Origin of the sequence: Arthrobacter koreensis, from assembly GCF_035792275.1 — a bacterium.
In the GTDB taxonomy this organism is placed as follows: domain Bacteria; phylum Actinomycetota; class Actinomycetes; order Actinomycetales; family Micrococcaceae; genus Arthrobacter_B; species Arthrobacter_B koreensis_A.
In genome coordinates this window covers 1-14,446 of the sequence record NZ_JAMWKK010000018.1, presented here as the reverse complement: position 1 = coordinate 14,446, position 14,446 = coordinate 1, and the positions used below count along the sequence as shown (strand labels likewise).

Annotated in this window: 11 protein-coding genes; 3 read left to right on the top strand and 8 right to left on the bottom strand. The window is 66.5% G+C overall.

Going from position 1 to position 14,446, the window contains the following annotated elements:
- Positions 1-76: 76 nt before the first annotated feature.
- On the top strand, positions 77-1,315 hold the full coding sequence (locus tag NGB94_RS15495; protein WP_418910667.1) for an alpha-hydroxy acid oxidase: 1,239 nt from the start codon (positions 77-79) through the stop codon (positions 1,313-1,315).
- Here NGB94_RS15495 and gdhA read toward each other — a convergent pair.
- From gdhA to NGB94_RS15480, 3 genes are all read right to left on the bottom strand, one after another.
- Positions 1,312-2,652, bottom strand: a complete 1,341-nt coding sequence (gene gdhA / locus NGB94_RS15490; RefSeq protein ID WP_325791589.1) for an NADP-specific glutamate dehydrogenase — start codon at positions 2,650-2,652, stop codon at positions 1,312-1,314. The two genes, NGB94_RS15495 and gdhA, sit on opposite strands and share 4 nt — an antisense overlap.
- An 88-nt stretch (positions 2,653-2,740) precedes the next feature.
- Complete coding sequence (locus tag NGB94_RS15485; RefSeq protein ID WP_325791588.1) at positions 2,741-3,286, bottom strand: metalloregulator ArsR/SmtB family transcription factor; 546 nt, start codon at positions 3,284-3,286, stop codon at positions 2,741-2,743.
- A 59-nt stretch (positions 3,287-3,345) separates the two neighbouring features.
- Positions 3,346-4,554: an acetoin utilization protein AcuC gene (locus tag NGB94_RS15480; RefSeq protein ID WP_325791587.1), complete on the bottom strand. Its 1,209-nt coding sequence runs from the start codon at positions 4,552-4,554 to the stop codon at positions 3,346-3,348.
- A 128-nt stretch (positions 4,555-4,682) separates the two neighbouring features.
- Between NGB94_RS15480 and NGB94_RS15475 the strand changes: the two genes are divergently transcribed.
- Both NGB94_RS15475 and NGB94_RS15470 read left to right on the top strand, forming a co-directional pair.
- A complete protein-coding gene (locus NGB94_RS15475; protein WP_325791586.1) occupies positions 4,683-6,071 on the top strand; it encodes a TrkH family potassium uptake protein in 1,389 nt (462 codons plus the stop codon).
- Complete coding sequence (locus NGB94_RS15470) at positions 6,064-6,732, top strand: potassium channel family protein (protein WP_091602010.1); 669 nt, start codon at positions 6,064-6,066, stop codon at positions 6,730-6,732. The genes NGB94_RS15475 and NGB94_RS15470 overlap by 8 nt, the downstream gene beginning before the upstream one ends.
- Positions 6,733-6,738: 6 nt before the next feature.
- Here the strand turns inward: NGB94_RS15470 and proC are convergent, their stop codons facing one another.
- From proC to NGB94_RS15445, 5 genes are all read right to left on the bottom strand, one after another.
- The gene (proC, locus tag NGB94_RS15465) at positions 6,739-7,584 is read right to left on the bottom strand and encodes a pyrroline-5-carboxylate reductase (RefSeq protein ID WP_325791585.1); all 846 of its coding nucleotides are present in this window, start codon (positions 7,582-7,584) and stop codon (positions 6,739-6,741) included.
- 225 nt (positions 7,585-7,809) lie between these two features.
- The gene (locus NGB94_RS15460; RefSeq protein ID WP_325791584.1) at positions 7,810-8,643 is read right to left on the bottom strand and encodes a sugar phosphate isomerase/epimerase; all 834 of its coding nucleotides are present in this window, start codon (positions 8,641-8,643) and stop codon (positions 7,810-7,812) included.
- The gene (locus NGB94_RS15455) at positions 8,640-9,689 is read right to left on the bottom strand and encodes a Ppx/GppA family phosphatase (protein ID WP_325791583.1); all 1,050 of its coding nucleotides are present in this window, start codon (positions 9,687-9,689) and stop codon (positions 8,640-8,642) included. The genes NGB94_RS15460 and NGB94_RS15455 overlap by 4 nt, the downstream gene beginning before the upstream one ends.
- Before the next feature lie 87 nt (positions 9,690-9,776).
- Positions 9,777-12,491 (bottom strand): type I DNA topoisomerase, encoded by a 2,715-nt coding sequence (gene topA / locus NGB94_RS15450; RefSeq protein ID WP_325791582.1) that lies wholly within the window; start codon positions 12,489-12,491, stop codon positions 9,777-9,779.
- 162 nt (positions 12,492-12,653) lie between these two features.
- The gene (locus tag NGB94_RS15445; RefSeq protein WP_325791581.1) at positions 12,654-14,273 is read right to left on the bottom strand and encodes a DUF7059 domain-containing protein; all 1,620 of its coding nucleotides are present in this window, start codon (positions 14,271-14,273) and stop codon (positions 12,654-12,656) included.
- Between the last annotated feature and the right edge of the window lie 173 nt (positions 14,274-14,446).

Below are 14,446 nucleotides of genomic sequence, written 5' to 3'. Positions count from 1 at the left end.
ATTCGGCTTGTATGACGTGCCTCCCGCCGGGCACGGCGTAGGCTCAGGTGCCAGGAACCCCAGTGAAAGCGAGTTTTTGGTGACGTCGAAACCCCGGGCCCTTACCCGCCGCATTCCCCGTGTCCAGGACCTGGCACCCCTGATGCAGTTCAAGAAACCCCAGCTGGGAACGGCCGCCAGGCTGCAGCGGGCCAGCACTGTCTGGGACCTGAGGGACATGGCCAAGCGCCGCACCCCGAAGGCACCGTTCGACTACACGGACGGTGCGGCGGAGGCCGAGATCACCCTGCGGCGGGCACGGGAGACCTTCGCGGACCTGCAGTTCCGGCCCGGTGTACTGCGCAACGTGGGGGCTGTGGACCTTTCCACCACCGTTCTGGGCCGGCCGTCCGCACTGCCTTTCGGCATCGCCCCTACCGGCTTCACCCGGATGATGCAGTCTGAGGGAGAGTACGCCGGTTCACAGGTAGCGGCCGCGGCGGGAATCCCGTTTACGCTCTCCACCATGGGCACTGCGTCCATCGAGGACGTCGCGGCGGCGGCACCCGGCGGCCGGAACTGGTTCCAGCTCTACCTCTGGACAGACCGGGACAGGTCGCTGGAACTGATCAACCGTGCAGCGGCGGCAGGCTTCGATACCCTGATGGTCACGGTGGACACAGCGGTAGCCGGTGAGCGGCTGCGGGACGTGCGCAACGGAATGACCATTCCGCCGGCGCTGACCCTGAAGACGGTGCTGGACGCTTCCTACCGGCCGGCCTGGTGGTTCAACTTCCTCACCCACGAACCGCTCTCTTTTGCTTCGCTGAACCGGTATTCCGGAACGGTGGCGGAGCTCATCAACTCGATGTTCGACCCCACCCTGACCTATGCGGACCTGGACTGGCTCCGCGGTGTCTGGAAGGGGAACCTGGTGGTCAAGGGCGTCCAGACTGTGGAGGATGCCCAGCGCGCGGTAGACCACGGAGCTGACGGAATCGTGATCTCCAACCACGGCGGCCGCCAGCTGGACCGTGCGCCGATTCCGCTGCAGCTGCTGCCGGAGGTCGCGGCCCGGCTGAAGGGCAAGACCAGCATCATCCTGGACACCGGAATCATGAGCGGCGGGGACATTGTTGCCGCCCTGGCGCTGGGCGCCGACTTCACCCTGATCGGCCGCGCCTACCTGTACGGGCTGATGGCCGGCGGCCGGGCGGGCGTTGACCGCAGCATCGGCATCCTGGCCTCCCAGGCAGCCCGGACCATGGCGCTGATGGGCGTGGCCGGCGTCAGCGAACTGACACCGGACCACGTCCGCCTGGGGACCGCGCGCTAAATAACGCCGAGCGCCAGCATCGCGTCGGCAACCTTCACGAAGCCGCCGATGTTGGCGCCCACAACGTAGTTCCCGGGCGACCCGTACTCATCGGCAGTGGCGGCGCAGCGGTCATGGATATTCACCATGATCTGGCTCAGCCGCTGTTCCGTGTGCTCGAAGGACCATGAATCGCGGCTGGCGTTCTGCTGCATTTCCAGGGCGGAGGTGGCAACGCCGCCGGCGTTCGCCGCCTTGCCGGGCCCGAAGAGCACATTCGCTTCCTGGAACACTTCGATGGCCTTCGGGGTGCAGGGCATGTTGGCGCCCTCGGCCACGGCCACGGCACCGGACTTCACCAGCGAGGTGGCGTCGTCTTCGGTGAGTTCGTTCTGGGTGGCACACGGCAGTGCCACGTTGGCCCCGGCGTCCCACACGGAACCGCCGGCCACGAAGGACACGTTGCCGCCGCGGCGCTGGGCATATTCGGAGATGCGCCCGCGTTCGTGTTCCTTGATCTGGCGCAGCAGTGCGACGTCGATCCCTGCCTCGTCCACGACGTAGCCGGAGGAATCGGAGCAGGCAACAACCTTGCCGCCGAATTCCTGCGCCTTGGCGATCGCGTTGATCGCCACGTTGCCGGAGCCGGAGACAATCACCCGCTGTCCGTCCAGGCTCAGCCCGCGGGTCTTGAGCATCTCTTCGACGAACATGACCACGCCGTAGCCGGTCGCTTCGGGGCGTACCAGGGAACCGCCCCAGCTGACGCCCTTGCCGGTGAGGACACCGGATTCGTAACGGTTGGTGATCCGCTTGTACTGCCCAAACAGGTAGCCGATTTCGCGGCCGCCGACGCCGATGTCACCGGCCGGCACGTCCGTGTATTCGCCGATATGCCGGTAAAGCTCGGTCATAAAGGACTGGCAGAAACGCATCACTTCGGCGTCGGACTTCCCGCGCGGGTCGAAGTCCGAGCCGCCCTTGCCGCCGCCGATGGGCATGCCGGTCAGGGCGTTCTTGAAGATCTGCTCGAAACCGAGGAACTTGACGATGCCCAGGTAAACGCTGGGGTGGAAGCGCAGCCCGCCCTTGTACGGGCCCAGGGCTGAATTGAACTCAACGCGGAAACCGCGGTTAATGCGTACGTGCCCCTGGTCATCCACCCACGGCACGCGGAAGATGATCTGGCGTTCGGGCTCGCAGATCCGCTGCAGGATTGCGGCTTCACCGAACTCGGGGTGCTTGCGGAGCACCGGCTCCAGTGATTCGAAGACTTCGACGACTGCTTGGTGGAATTCTGTTTCGCCGGGATTGCGGCGGAAAACTTCGTCGCGCACGCGTGTGAGTGTTGCGTCCATGTGTTGCTCCTTATCGATTCCCCCTCCCGTTTACAACGCTAGACCGGTCAGCGCCGGTAAGCGATCCAGGACCGGGGAAGGGTGCCGCCTACGGGCGGCGCCGGCGGAACTTGGGTAGTGCTCCCAACAGATCGGCTGCGCGTTCCGCGGCGCGGCCTACAGTTCGGCCCAGCTGCTGCTGGACGCTGGCATCGACTGCTGCTGCCGGGGTTTCGGCAGTGCCGGACGGCATGTTGGCCGTGGCTGCTGCAGCAGCGGTTTGCCGTGTTGTGCCGGGGAGTCCGGCAAACAGGGATCGGCCGCGGGCTTCGCCACTGTGTCCGGCGGCGACGCCTGCCAGACTCGGAGTGGTTGCCTGGGCGGCCGTAAGTGATGGCAGATCAAATGCGCTTAGCCATAGTACTACTTCGTCGAGGGGCCCGGTCTTCAGCGAGTAGTAGCGCCGCTGGCCTTCGGCGCGCATGTCCACCAGGCCGGCTTCGCGGAGGACCTTCAGGTGCTTGGATACCGTGGGCTGGCTAACCTCGAGTTCCTGCACCAGTGCCCCTACGGACTTGTCACCGCAGCGCAGCGCGCCCAGGATTTCCCGCCGGGTTCCCTCTGCTATGACAGCGAAAACTTCGTCTATGACCATATCCATTACCTTAGCGGCAGATCGGAGCTGCCCGGGCTCAGGCGGCAGGGCGGCCGCCCCTAGTCGAACCAGGGATCAAGCCCGTGCAGCGGAAAGACCTCCCGCCGCGTGGCCATCACGGTGCGGTCAATGTCGTCATTCGGGTCGTAGCCGACTTCCCAGGACCGCCACCACATGTCCACGCCGTCGCCCATTTCGGCGGGGGTTTCGATGCCGTGGCGTTCGCTCACGTAGTCCCGCCAGGACTGCGGCACGGGAGTGGTCAGCGGCATCCGGGTGTTCGCCGCGACCGCGAGCAGCAGCGCCCAGGAGCGCGGAACCACGCTTGCCACGTTGTACCCGCCCCCGCCGGTTGCCACCCAGCGGCCTTCGCAGAACTGGTCCGCCAGTGAGGAAATGCTCAGGGCAGCCTGGCGCTGGGTGTCCACCGACACGCGCAGGTTGGACAGCGGGTCGTCGCGGTGTCCGTCGCAGCCGTGCTGGCTGATGATCACCTCGGGTTCAAAGGCCGCTGCCAGCTGGGGTACAACGGCGTGGAAAGCGCGCAGCCAGCCGGCGTCCCGGGTGCCGGGCGGCAGGGCGACGTTCACGGCCGTGCCCGGCGCGTCCGGACCGCCCGACTCGTTGGCGAACCCGGTGCCGGGAAAGAGCGAGATGCCGGTTTCGTGGATGGAGATGGTCATGACTCGGGGGTCGTTCCAGAAGATCGACTGGGTGCCGTCACCGTGGTGGGCATCGACGTCGATGTACAGGACACGCTTGTAGCCGGCGTCGAGGAAACGCGCGACGGCGGCGGCGGCGTCGTTGTAGATGCAGAACCCTGACGCCTTCCCGGCAGACGCGTGGTGCATTCCGCCGGCAAAGTTCACTGCGTGGCGTACCCGGCCGGAAAGCACTGCCTCGGCCGCGGCGAGGGAGCCGCCCACCAGGCGGGCGCTGGCTTCGTGCATGCCCTCAAAGGCGGGGTCGTCCTCGGTACCCAGCCCGAGGGCGGCGTTGGAGGTCTGGGGATTCCGGCTGATCTCCCGGACGGCGGCAACGTAGGCGGGGTCATGCACCCGTTCCAGCTGGCGGTCTTCGGCGACGTACGGTGCCCCGAGGCTGACCTGGGGAAGGTCGAAGATTCCCAGCTCCTTTGCCAGCCGTGCAGTGAGATCCAGCCGCAGCGGACTCATGGGATGCCCGGAGCCAAAGTTGTACGCCAGCAGGGATTCATCCCACACGATGTGCGTGGGCACCGCGGTGAGGCCCAGCCCGGTACTCGTCATGCTCACAGGCTACGCGATCTGCCCTGCCGGGCCTGCACCGCTGACGTGAGCATTAAGTGGTTTACTACTTGGCAGGACCCCGCGCACAGAACTGGACTTTTCGACCCATGGCATCCCAACCGCAGCCTATGCTGCAAACGCGGCAGCGCCGTCCCCTCGGCTTCATCGTCGCAGGCCGGGACTTCATTGACGCCGTGGCCAACTCGTCCCCGGCACGGCTGGCGCTCATTGTCTTTTCCCTGGTGATCCTGGTCTTCACGGCCCTGCTGGCCCTGCCTGTCGCGTCCTACTCAGGCCAGGCCACTGCCCTGCATGACGCGTTGTTCACAGCGGTCTCAGCCGTCTGCGTCACCGGACTGACGGTAGTTTCAACGGCCACGTACTGGTCGGCCTTCGGCCAGGTCCTCATTCTTGTGGCTATCCAGGTGGGCGGCCTTGGCATCCTGACCATGGCCTCACTGCTGGCACTGGCCGTGAACCGCCGGCTGGGGGTGCGCGGCAAGCTGATCGCGCAGGAAGGCATGAACACCGGCCGCCTGGGCGAGGTGGGCAACCTGCTGCGGATCGTGGTGAGCACCACCGTGCTGATCGAGCTCGCGCTGGCTGCCGTGCTGGCGCCGCGGTTCATGATCCTGGGTGAATCCCCCGGCCAGGCCATCTGGCACGCCGTCTTCTACGCCGTTTCCTCCTTCAACAACGCCGGTTTCACCCCGCACTCGGACGGTTTGGTTCCCTACGAAAACGACCTGTGGGTACTCGTGCCCATCATGGCGGGCGTTTTCATCGGCAGCCTGGGCTTCCCTGTCATCATGGTGCTGCTGCAGAGCCGGCTGCGGGCCCGGCGGTGGAACCTGCACACCAAGCTCACCGTGCTGGTGTCGCTGATCCTGCTGGCCGCGGGCTCACTCCTCTGGGCCCTGTTCGAATGGTTCAACCAGCGCACTATTGCCGGCATGGGCATGGGAGAGAAAATCCTGCACGCCGTCTTCGCCTCCGTCATGATGCGCTCCGGCGGATTCAACCTGGTGGACATGGCGGACCAGGACGCCTCCACCCTGCTCATCACGGACATGCTGATGTTTGCCGGCGGCGGCTCAGCCTCCACAGCGGGCGGCATCAAGGTGACCACCATCGCCGTCATCTTCCTGGCCATCATCGCCGAAGCACGCGGTGATACGGACGTGCGTGCCTTTGGCCGGAATATCCCGGCCGGAGCCCTGCGGGTAGCCATTTCGGTGGTCATCCTGGGCGCGACCATGGTGGCGGTGGCTACGATCGGGCTGCTGGTCGTCACGGAGGAAACCCTGCAGCCGGTACTGTTCGAAGTGATCTCCGCGTTTGCCACCGTGGGCCTGAGCATTGGGCTCAGTCCCGAGCTGCCGCCGTCGGGCAAGTACATCCTGGCCGGGCTGATGTTCGCCGGCCGCGTCGGCACGATCACCCTGGCCGCCGCCCTGGCGCTGCGGCAGCGCAAGCCGCTGTACCACTATCCCGAAGAAAGGCCCATCATTGGCTGAGAGACCGCCGCATAATGCCCCCGTCCTGGTTATCGGGCTGGGCCGCTTTGGTTCCGCCACCGCCGAGCAGCTGGTGAAGCAGGGCCGCGAAGTCCTGGCGATCGAACGGGACCCCGACCTGGTGCAGAAGGCCTCCGGCAAGCTCACGCACGTGGTGCAGGCGGACGCGACCAACATCGACGCGCTGAAGCAGCTGGGCGCGCAGGACTTTTCCGCCGCCGTCGTGGGTGTTGGCACGTCGATTGAGTCGAGCGTGCTGATCACCGTGAACCTGGTGGACCTGGGCATCGAGCACCTGTGGGTGAAGGCCATCACCCCGGCGCACGGAAAGATCCTCACCCGGATCGGCGCGAACCATGTGATTTATCCGGAGGCCGACGCCGGGCAGCGCGCCGCGCACCTGGTGGGCGGGCGGATGCTGGACTTCATCGAGTTCGACGACGATTTCGCGATCGTGAAGATGTACCCGCCCAAGGAGACGCAGGGTTTCACCCTGAGGGAATCCAACGTGCGCTCGAAGTACGGAGTCACCGTGGTGGGGGTGAAGTCCCCCGGTGAGGACTTCACCTACGCACAGGCCGACACCAAAGTCTCCAGCCGGGACGTGCTGATCGTCTCCGGGCACGTGGACCTGCTGGAGCGCTTCGCGTCCCGGCCGTAGGCCCGGCTACCGGGAACCGCTGAGTTCGGCGGTGATCTCTGCTGAGCGGTCCGCTGCGGCTGTCATGCCGTCGCCGATGATGCCCGGCAGTCCGCGGGTGTCAAAGACGCCGATGGCCGCCTCCGTGGTGCCGTTGGGGCTGGTCACGGCCTTGCGCAGGGCTGCTGCGTCGGCGCCGGGCTCTGCGAGCATGGCACCGGCTCCGGCAATGGTCTCAGCCGCGAGCAGGGCCGCAAGCTCCGGGTCCAGGCCCAGCTCTGCGCCTGCCTTGGCCATGGCCTCCGCCAGATAGAAGGCGTATGCCGGACCGGAGCCGCTGACGGACCCGACGGCGTTGATCTGGTCTTCGCGTACCTCCACCACCCGCCCGGTGCCGGAGAGCAGGGAAGTCACCAGCTGGACCGAGTCCGGAGCGGCTGCCGATCCCGCTGCCAGGGCGGTGACGCCGCGTCCCAGCTTGGCCGGGGTGTTGGGCATGGTGCGGATGACCTGGGTCCCGGCCGGCAGGGCGGCTTCCATCAGTTCAAGCGGTACGGCAGCTGCAACGCTGACGACGACGGCTCCCGGACGCAGCGCGCCGGCCACGTTTTCGAGCATGGCGCGCACGCCCGCGGGCTTCACGCCAACAATGGCTACATCTGCGGCTTCCGCCGCGGTCCGGTTCGCTCCTGGGTCCTCCGACTCGGCGAGCACGGTGATTCCGTGGCGTTCGCGCAGTTCAGCGGCACGTTCCGCACGCCGGACCGTGGCGGTGACCAGCTCAGCCGGAAAGCCGCCGGCAAGGATGCCGCCGAGGATGGCTTCGTTCATGGAACCGCAGCCGAGGAAGGTAAGACGGGGAAGATTCTGCATGCCCCGATTCTGTCACGCGGCCGCACCGGGACCCGAATGCCCGGATTCAAAGCGGACGTTCAGCCCGCTCCCGGGCTGTGCACAACTTCGAATCCTATGCTTATTAATGCCTCTTGGAGGTGCGAGTGATGAAGGACCGGTTTTCCGGTCCGGTGGTGCCGGCGATCCGCGGACGTTTCCCCCCAACCGTCCCGGGATATCGCCGGCACCCACTCGTTTAAGCCGTTATTCGTCCATCACCTGGTTCAGGTTGACGCGGGCGAATTCCAGTGTCTGGCGCAGCATCTCTTCCCGCTCCCCCGCTTCCTTCGCCTTGCGTGTGCTCACTTCGATCGCCACGGTGCCGGTGTAGCCGGTTTCGGAAAGGTACTGCAGGGTCTCGGCGCAGCGCTGGGTGCCCTCGCCGGGCAGCAGGTGCTCATCCCGGCCGTTGGGCGTTCCGTCGGTGAGATGGACGTGGCTCAGCCGGGTGCCCAGCTTGCGAATCTCCTCGTAGGAGTCCATGCCGGCGATCGCGGCGTGGGAGAAGTCCCAGGTCACATGCTCGTAGGGCTCCGGCAGTGGATTCCAGTGCGGCAGGTACGCCTTGGCTTCCCGGCCCCGGACCCGCCACGGGTACATGTTCTCCACCGCGATGGTGACGCCGTATTCGTCCGCGATCCTTCGCACTCCTTCAGCGAAGTTCTCGGCATAGCCTGACTGCCAGCGGAACGGCGGATGGGCCACGACCGTAGTGGCACCGACTTCCGCTGCCATGGCTGCGGAGAGTTCGATCTTGGTCCAGGCCTTGCCCCAGACCTGCTGGGTCAGCAGCAGGGTTGGCGCATGGATGGCCAGCACGGGCATCTGGTACCGCTCGATCAGCCCCCGGATGGTTTCCGGGTTGCGGCTGATCTGGCTGCCGGTCACCATCACCTCCACGCCGTCGTAGCCAAGGTCACGCGCCACGGCGAACGTGTCATGGACCGAGAGCGGGTAGACGGACGAACTGGACAGCGCCACGGGAATCTGCGGCAGGTTCGCCGCGGGCTGCACGTTCTGGGGGGAGGTCAGCGTCATTTTGGTGCACTTCCGTTCGGTTCGCCGGCCGCAGCCAGGACCAGTGCCCCGGCCGGTTCCGGCGGGAGGAGTTGGGGTCCGGCAGGCAGCCGGACCGGCGGGTTGACACGCATGGTGTCGAAGCGCAGCGTGTCGAAACGCTGCAGGATCAGCCCTTCGCGGAGCGCCCAGGGGCAGATCCGCACCGACTTGATAGCAAAGGCTTCCATGGCAGCTTCCGCGACCAGTGCTCCGGCCAGGACCTGCGGAGCGCGCAGGGCCGAAACGCCGTCGAGCTCCGCGCGCTGCGCGGCACTCATCTGCGCCAGCCGCGGAATCAGCGCGGAAAGATCGGCACGGCGCAGCCGGCGCCGGGTGTACGGGCCGGCGGCCGACGGCGCGGCCCCCGTGAGGCGGGCCAGGGACCGGAAGGTCTTGGACGTTCCCACGGCCAGGTCCGGGGCGCCGTATTCCCTGAACTCGGCGGCAGCTTCCTGCACCACATCGCGGATATGGCTGCGCAGTGCCTGGACAGCGGTTGGGGCGGGCGGATCTTCGCGCAGCCAGCCGCGCGTGAGCCGGCCCGCTCCCAGCGGCACCGACACGGCGACGTCGGGCAGTTCATCCTGGCCCTGCGCCATTTCGAAGGAACCGCCGCCAATATCCAGGTCCAGCAGCGTACCGGCGCCCCAACCGCACCAGCGGCGAGCCGCCAGGTAAGTCATGGAGGCTTCCTGCCGCCCGGTCAGTTCCCTGAGTTCAACTCCGGTTTCAAGCTCCACGAAGTCCAGGACACCCTGGCCGTTGGCGGATTCCCGGATGGCAGAGGTAGTGAAGGCGAGCAGGTCCTGCGCCCGGTGGCGCACGGCGAAGTCCCGTGCCTCAGCGACGAAGTCGGCCAGCAGCCGCTGCCCCCGGGCCGTAACGGCGCCGCCGTCGTCCAGGTGGGCCACCAGCTGAAGGGGACGTTTGTAGGACGCGAAAGGGACCGGGCGCGCGCCGGGGTGTGCATCCACCAACAGCAGATGCACGGTGTTGGAACCGACGTCCAGGACTCCTAGTCGCATATTCCCATTATGCGGCTGGACCGGCCGCGCACCTTTTCAGGTCCCCTTGCAGGGAACCCGGGCAGGTGCACGGCGGCCGGCACAGTCCTACTTCTTGGCCGCGGCGCGCTTGCGGACCGGCTTCTTGGCCGGACCCTTTTCACGCTTCTCCGCGAGCAGTTCAAGTGCCCGTTCACGGGTCAGTTCCTCAATGGCCATGGACCGAGGAACGGTGATGTTCGTGATGCCGTCGGTGATGTAGGGGCCAAACCGGCCGTCCTTGACCACCACGGGCTTCTCCGAGACCGGGTCCGTGCCGAACTCGGCCAGCGGAGCCGCTGCCTGCCGGCCCCCGCGCTGCTTGGGCTGGGAGTAGATCTCCAGGGCCTGGTCCAGGGTGATCGTGAAGATCTCCTCTTCGGAGCCTATCGACCGGGAGTCCGTGCCCTTCTTCAGGTACGGACCGAACCGGCCGTTCTGCACGGTGATCTCGTTGCCTTCGGCGTCGGTGCCCAGCACGCGCGGCAGGCGCATCAGCTTCAGGGCCTCTTCAAGGGTGACCGTCTCAACGCTCATGGATTTGAACAGCGAACCGGTGCGCGGCTTGACCTTGGCAGGCTTCTTCGGCGGCTTGGGCTTGCCGTTCTTGTAGTACTCCACAGGCTGGTTCGCCAGTTCCTCGGCCGTGGGCTCCGGAATGAGTTCGATGACGTACGGGCCGTAACGGCCGTTGCGGGCCACGATGGTGCGCCCGGTCTCCGGGTCCTCGCCCAGCACCCGTTCCTCGGGGCCGGCACTGTTCATGAGCTCGATCGCCTTCTCGGCGGTGAGCTCATCCGGTGCCAGGTCCTCGGGAACGTTGGCACGTTCGGGCTCGGTGCCTTCCGGCGCGTCCGCGGGCAGCGGGCGTTCAAGGTACGGGCCGAACTTGCCCACGCGCAGCACAATGCCGTCTGCGATCTCAATCGAGTTCACTGCGCGGGCGTCGATCTCGCCGAGGTCGTTGACGATCGTGTGCAGGCCGGTGTCCACGCGGTCGCCGTAGTAGAACTGGTTCAGCCATTCCACGCGGCCGGCTTCGCCGCGGGCGATGCGGTCCAGGTCCTCTTCCATTTCGGCCGTGAAATCGTAGTCCACGTAGTCCGTGAAGTGTTCCTCCAGCAGCCGCACCACGGAGAACGCGATCCAGCTGGGCACCAGGGCCTGGCCGCGCTGCGTCACGTAGCCGCGGTCCATGATCGTGGAAATAGTCGCTGCGTAGGTGGACGGGCGCCCGATTCCCAGCTCTTCGAGCGTCTTCACCAGCGACGCTTCAGTGAAGCGCGGCGGCGGGGAGGTCTCATGGCCGCTGGCTGCCAGGTCGGCAGCGCTGAGCGGATCGTCCTTCTTCAGGATCGGCAGCCTGCCGCCCTCGGATCCTTCGTCCTCGTCCCGGGTGGCGTCGTGGCCTTCTTCGTAGGCGGCCATGAAACCCCGGAACGTGATGACGGTACCGGAAGCCGAGAACTCGGCGTCGCGCCCGTCGGCAGAGACGGCACCCAGCTTGACCGACGCCGTCGAGCCCTTGGCGTCTGCCATCTGCGAGGCGACGGTGCGCTTCCAGATCAGTTCGTAGAGCTTGAACTCGTCCCCGCGCAGCGAGGAGGCTACCTGCGCCGGAGTGCGGAAGGAGTCACCGGCGGGGCGGATGGCCTCGTGGGCTTCCTGCGCATTCTTGGACTTGCCCTTGTACACGCGCCGGGCTTCGGGCACGTATTCGGGGCCGTAAAGTTCCGAGGCCTGGCGGCGGGCGGCATTGATGGCCTGGTCCGACAGCGCCGAGGAGTCGGTACGCATATAGGTGATGTAACCGTTTTCATACAGCCGCTGGGCCACCTGCATCGTCACTCGGGAGGAGAAGCGCAGCTTGCGGCTGGCTTCCTGCTGCAGCGTGGAGGTGGTGAACGGGGCTGCCGGGCGGCGGGTGTACGGCTTGGTTTCCAGTGACCGGACAGTGAACGACGCCGACTGCAGGCCTTCAGCGAGGGAGAGCGCTGCCGCTTCATCCAGGTGCGTGACGTTCTTGGACTTGAGTTCACCGCGGTCGGTGAAGTCCTTGCCGGAAGCGATCCGCGCGCCGTCGACCGAGGTCAGACGGGCTTTGAAGGATTCCGAGGAAGCCGTGGAGAAAGTGCCGAGCAGGTCCCAGTAGGAAGCGGAGCGGAACGCCATGCGCTCACGCTCCCGCTCAACGACCAGGCGGGTAGCCACTGACTGCACACGCCCGGCGGAGAGGCCGCGGGCCACCTTGCGCCAGAGCACGGGAGAAATCTCGTAGCCGTAGAGGCGGTCCAGGATACGGCGGGTTTCCTGCGCGTCGACCATCGAGATGTCGATGTCCCGCATTTCCTGCAGCGCCCGCTGGATCGCTTCCTTGGTGATTTCCGGGAACGTCAGGCGGTGGACGGGAACCTTGGGCTTGAGCACCTGGAGCAGGTGCCACGCGATGGCTTCGCCTTCGCGGTCACCGTCAGTTGCGAGGTAGAGTTCGTCGGCGTCCTTGAGCGCGGCCTTGAGCTCCGCGACCTTCTTCTTCTTGTCCGTGGAGACAACGTAGTAAGGCTCGAAGTCCTTATCCAGGTCCACTGCGAACTTGCCGACCGAGCTCTTCTTCAGCTCGGCAGGAAGGTCCGAGGGCTGGGGCAGGTCGCGGATATGACCCATCGAGGCGGTGACCTCGAAGCCGTCGCCAAGATAGGCGGCGATCGTCTTGCCCTTGGCCGGTGACTCGACAATTACCAGCTTCTTCTTGCCGGTCGACTTGTCCGTTGCCTTAACTGGCACTGTTCTCCTACGTACGGGGTGGATCAAAACGGGTGAGGAATGGCGCACAGCAGGGCTGCGCAGGCTCGCTCATCCTTAGACAGTATGGGGAATCCCCAAGCACAAGGGTAACCATAACCGCGCTGCCCGGCGGACGCAGACCAATTTCGCCGTGCGCTTCGGCTACCGGTCAGCGGGCAGCAGGAAGCCGTCCAGGACCAGGTTGCGCACTTCTTCCTCCAGTGCGGCCGCGAATTCGGGATCGTCCCGGCCCAGCAGTGCACCCAGGGCAGCAATGATCGCTCCGGCGGGCAGGTCGCCGTCGCACGCTGACACAAAGCCGGTGAGCTCCGTGCTCATCAGGTTGGTCCGGCGCAGGCCGGCGCCCTGGCGCAGCAGGATCACACCCGGATGCTCGGCACCGGGGCGCGCGTGGCGTTCCTCGGTCACGTCGTCGGCCACCACCAGGTGTTCGGCGCCCAGGTCCGGGTGCGCGGCGCACCAGTCGAAACGGTCGACGGCGGCGGCAAGGTGCGGGGCAAGCGGGGATTCGAGCGGGTGGATGATCTCCTCGAACCGGCGCAGCGGCGCGGCCTGCGGATCCGCCCGGCGTCGCATCCAGACCGATCCGAATCCGACGCCGGTGGTGCCGCGGGACGCAAAGTCGCTCAGGTACGCGGCGTAGGAGGCTGCGTATTCGCTGCGGTCGCGGTTCTCTGCCGCATCACGAAGCCACATTTCGGCGTACTCGGCCGGGCTGAGCACTTCGCGCTGGATCACCCAGGCGTCCATGGAGTCCGGCAGCCAGGAGCGCAGCCGTGCGCTCCAGGCGTCCTTGCCCTCCTCGCTCCCCCGGCCCTGGATTTCCCAGTTGCCCAGCATTTGTGCGGTGCCGCCGGGAGCCAGGACGGATTCGAGGTTACGGAAGAGTCCGGAAACGATGCCGTCCCCGGGCAGCCCGCCGTCACGGTAGGTGAAGCGGTCTTCCTCGTCCTCGCCGGGCACGCGCGGGGTGATGACGAACGGCGGATTGGAGACCACCTGGTCAAAGCGCTCACCGGCCACCGGCTCGAGCATGCTGCCAAGCCGCAGGTCCACCCGGCGTTCCAGGTGTTCCGGTTCCAGTCCCAGGGCCGGTGCGTTCAGTACCAGGTTGAAGCGGGTGAAGCCCAGCGCCCGCTCGGAGATGTCCGTGGCGGTGACGTGCCGGGCATGGCCCAGCAGGTGGAAGACCTGGATGCCGCAGCCGGTGCCCAGGTCCAGGGCCCGTTCCACCGGGAGGCGGATACCCAGCTGGGCCAGTGACAGCGATGCCTGCCCGATGCCCAGCACGTGGCCGTGCGGGAGGACGCCGGGCCGCTGGTGTGCGCCCAGGTCGCTGGCGACCCAGAGATGTGTGGCTGCGTCGCCGGCGTCGAATTCGTAGGGCCGCAGGTCCACCGAGGCACGCAGCAGTTCCGGTGCCTCCGGGTCCTGTTCGATCAGGCCGAGTTCTGCCAGGCCCTCGGCGCCGGTCCGCGGGAAGGCTTTGTCCAGCTGCTGCTCCGGGATTGAGAGGCCGACCAGCCACAGCGCGACGGCGGCCGCTGCCGGTACCGGGGTGCCGCCGTCGGCCGCTGCCTGGCAGGCGAGCATGGCGGGAACCAGCTGGTCCCGGGACAGCGCAGCGCTGGCTTCTTCGCCGAGGAAGGCCGCGACGCCGTCGACCGTGTAACCGGCATCCTGCAGGTCAGCGGAGAGGCCGGCCAGCAGCGGGAGGTTGGAACTTTGGGGCGTGCCCGGAACGCGGGAGAAGTCAGTCACCCATCCAGTCTAGGTTCCGCGTCCCTCCCCTTCCCTCCGCCTCCCAACCCATCGAGAGGCCAGTTACGGCTGGTTTGAGCGGGTGAAGTCATATGGTCGTTGCAACGTTCTGATTGATGGAGCGTTTGATGGTCAAGGTCTTTGCCTCACATGTCCGAACGGATTTTGTGGAC

Excerpts from the sequence above, each read along its gene's own strand:
- NGB94_RS15475 (WP_325791586.1), top strand. The coding sequence starts at position 4,683 with ATGCTGCAAACGCGGCAGCGCCGTCCCCTCGGCTTCATCGTCGCAGGC.
- NGB94_RS15485 (WP_325791588.1), bottom strand. The coding sequence starts at position 3,286 with ATGGTCATAGACGAAGTTTTCGCTGTCATAGCAGAGGGAACCCGGCGG.
- proC (WP_325791585.1), bottom strand. The coding sequence starts at position 7,584 with ATGCAGAATCTTCCCCGTCTTACCTTCCTCGGCTGCGGTTCCATGAAC.
- gdhA (WP_325791589.1), bottom strand. The coding sequence starts at position 2,652 with ATGGACGCAACACTCACACGCGTGCGCGACGAAGTTTTCCGCCGCAAT.
- NGB94_RS15455 (WP_325791583.1), bottom strand. The coding sequence starts at position 9,689 with ATGCGACTAGGAGTCCTGGACGTCGGTTCCAACACCGTGCATCTGCTG.
- NGB94_RS15480 (WP_325791587.1), bottom strand. The coding sequence starts at position 4,554 with ATGACGAGTACCGGGCTGGGCCTCACCGCGGTGCCCACGCACATCGTG.
- NGB94_RS15460 (WP_325791584.1), bottom strand. The coding sequence starts at position 8,643 with ATGACGCTGACCTCCCCCCAGAACGTGCAGCCCGCGGCGAACCTGCCG.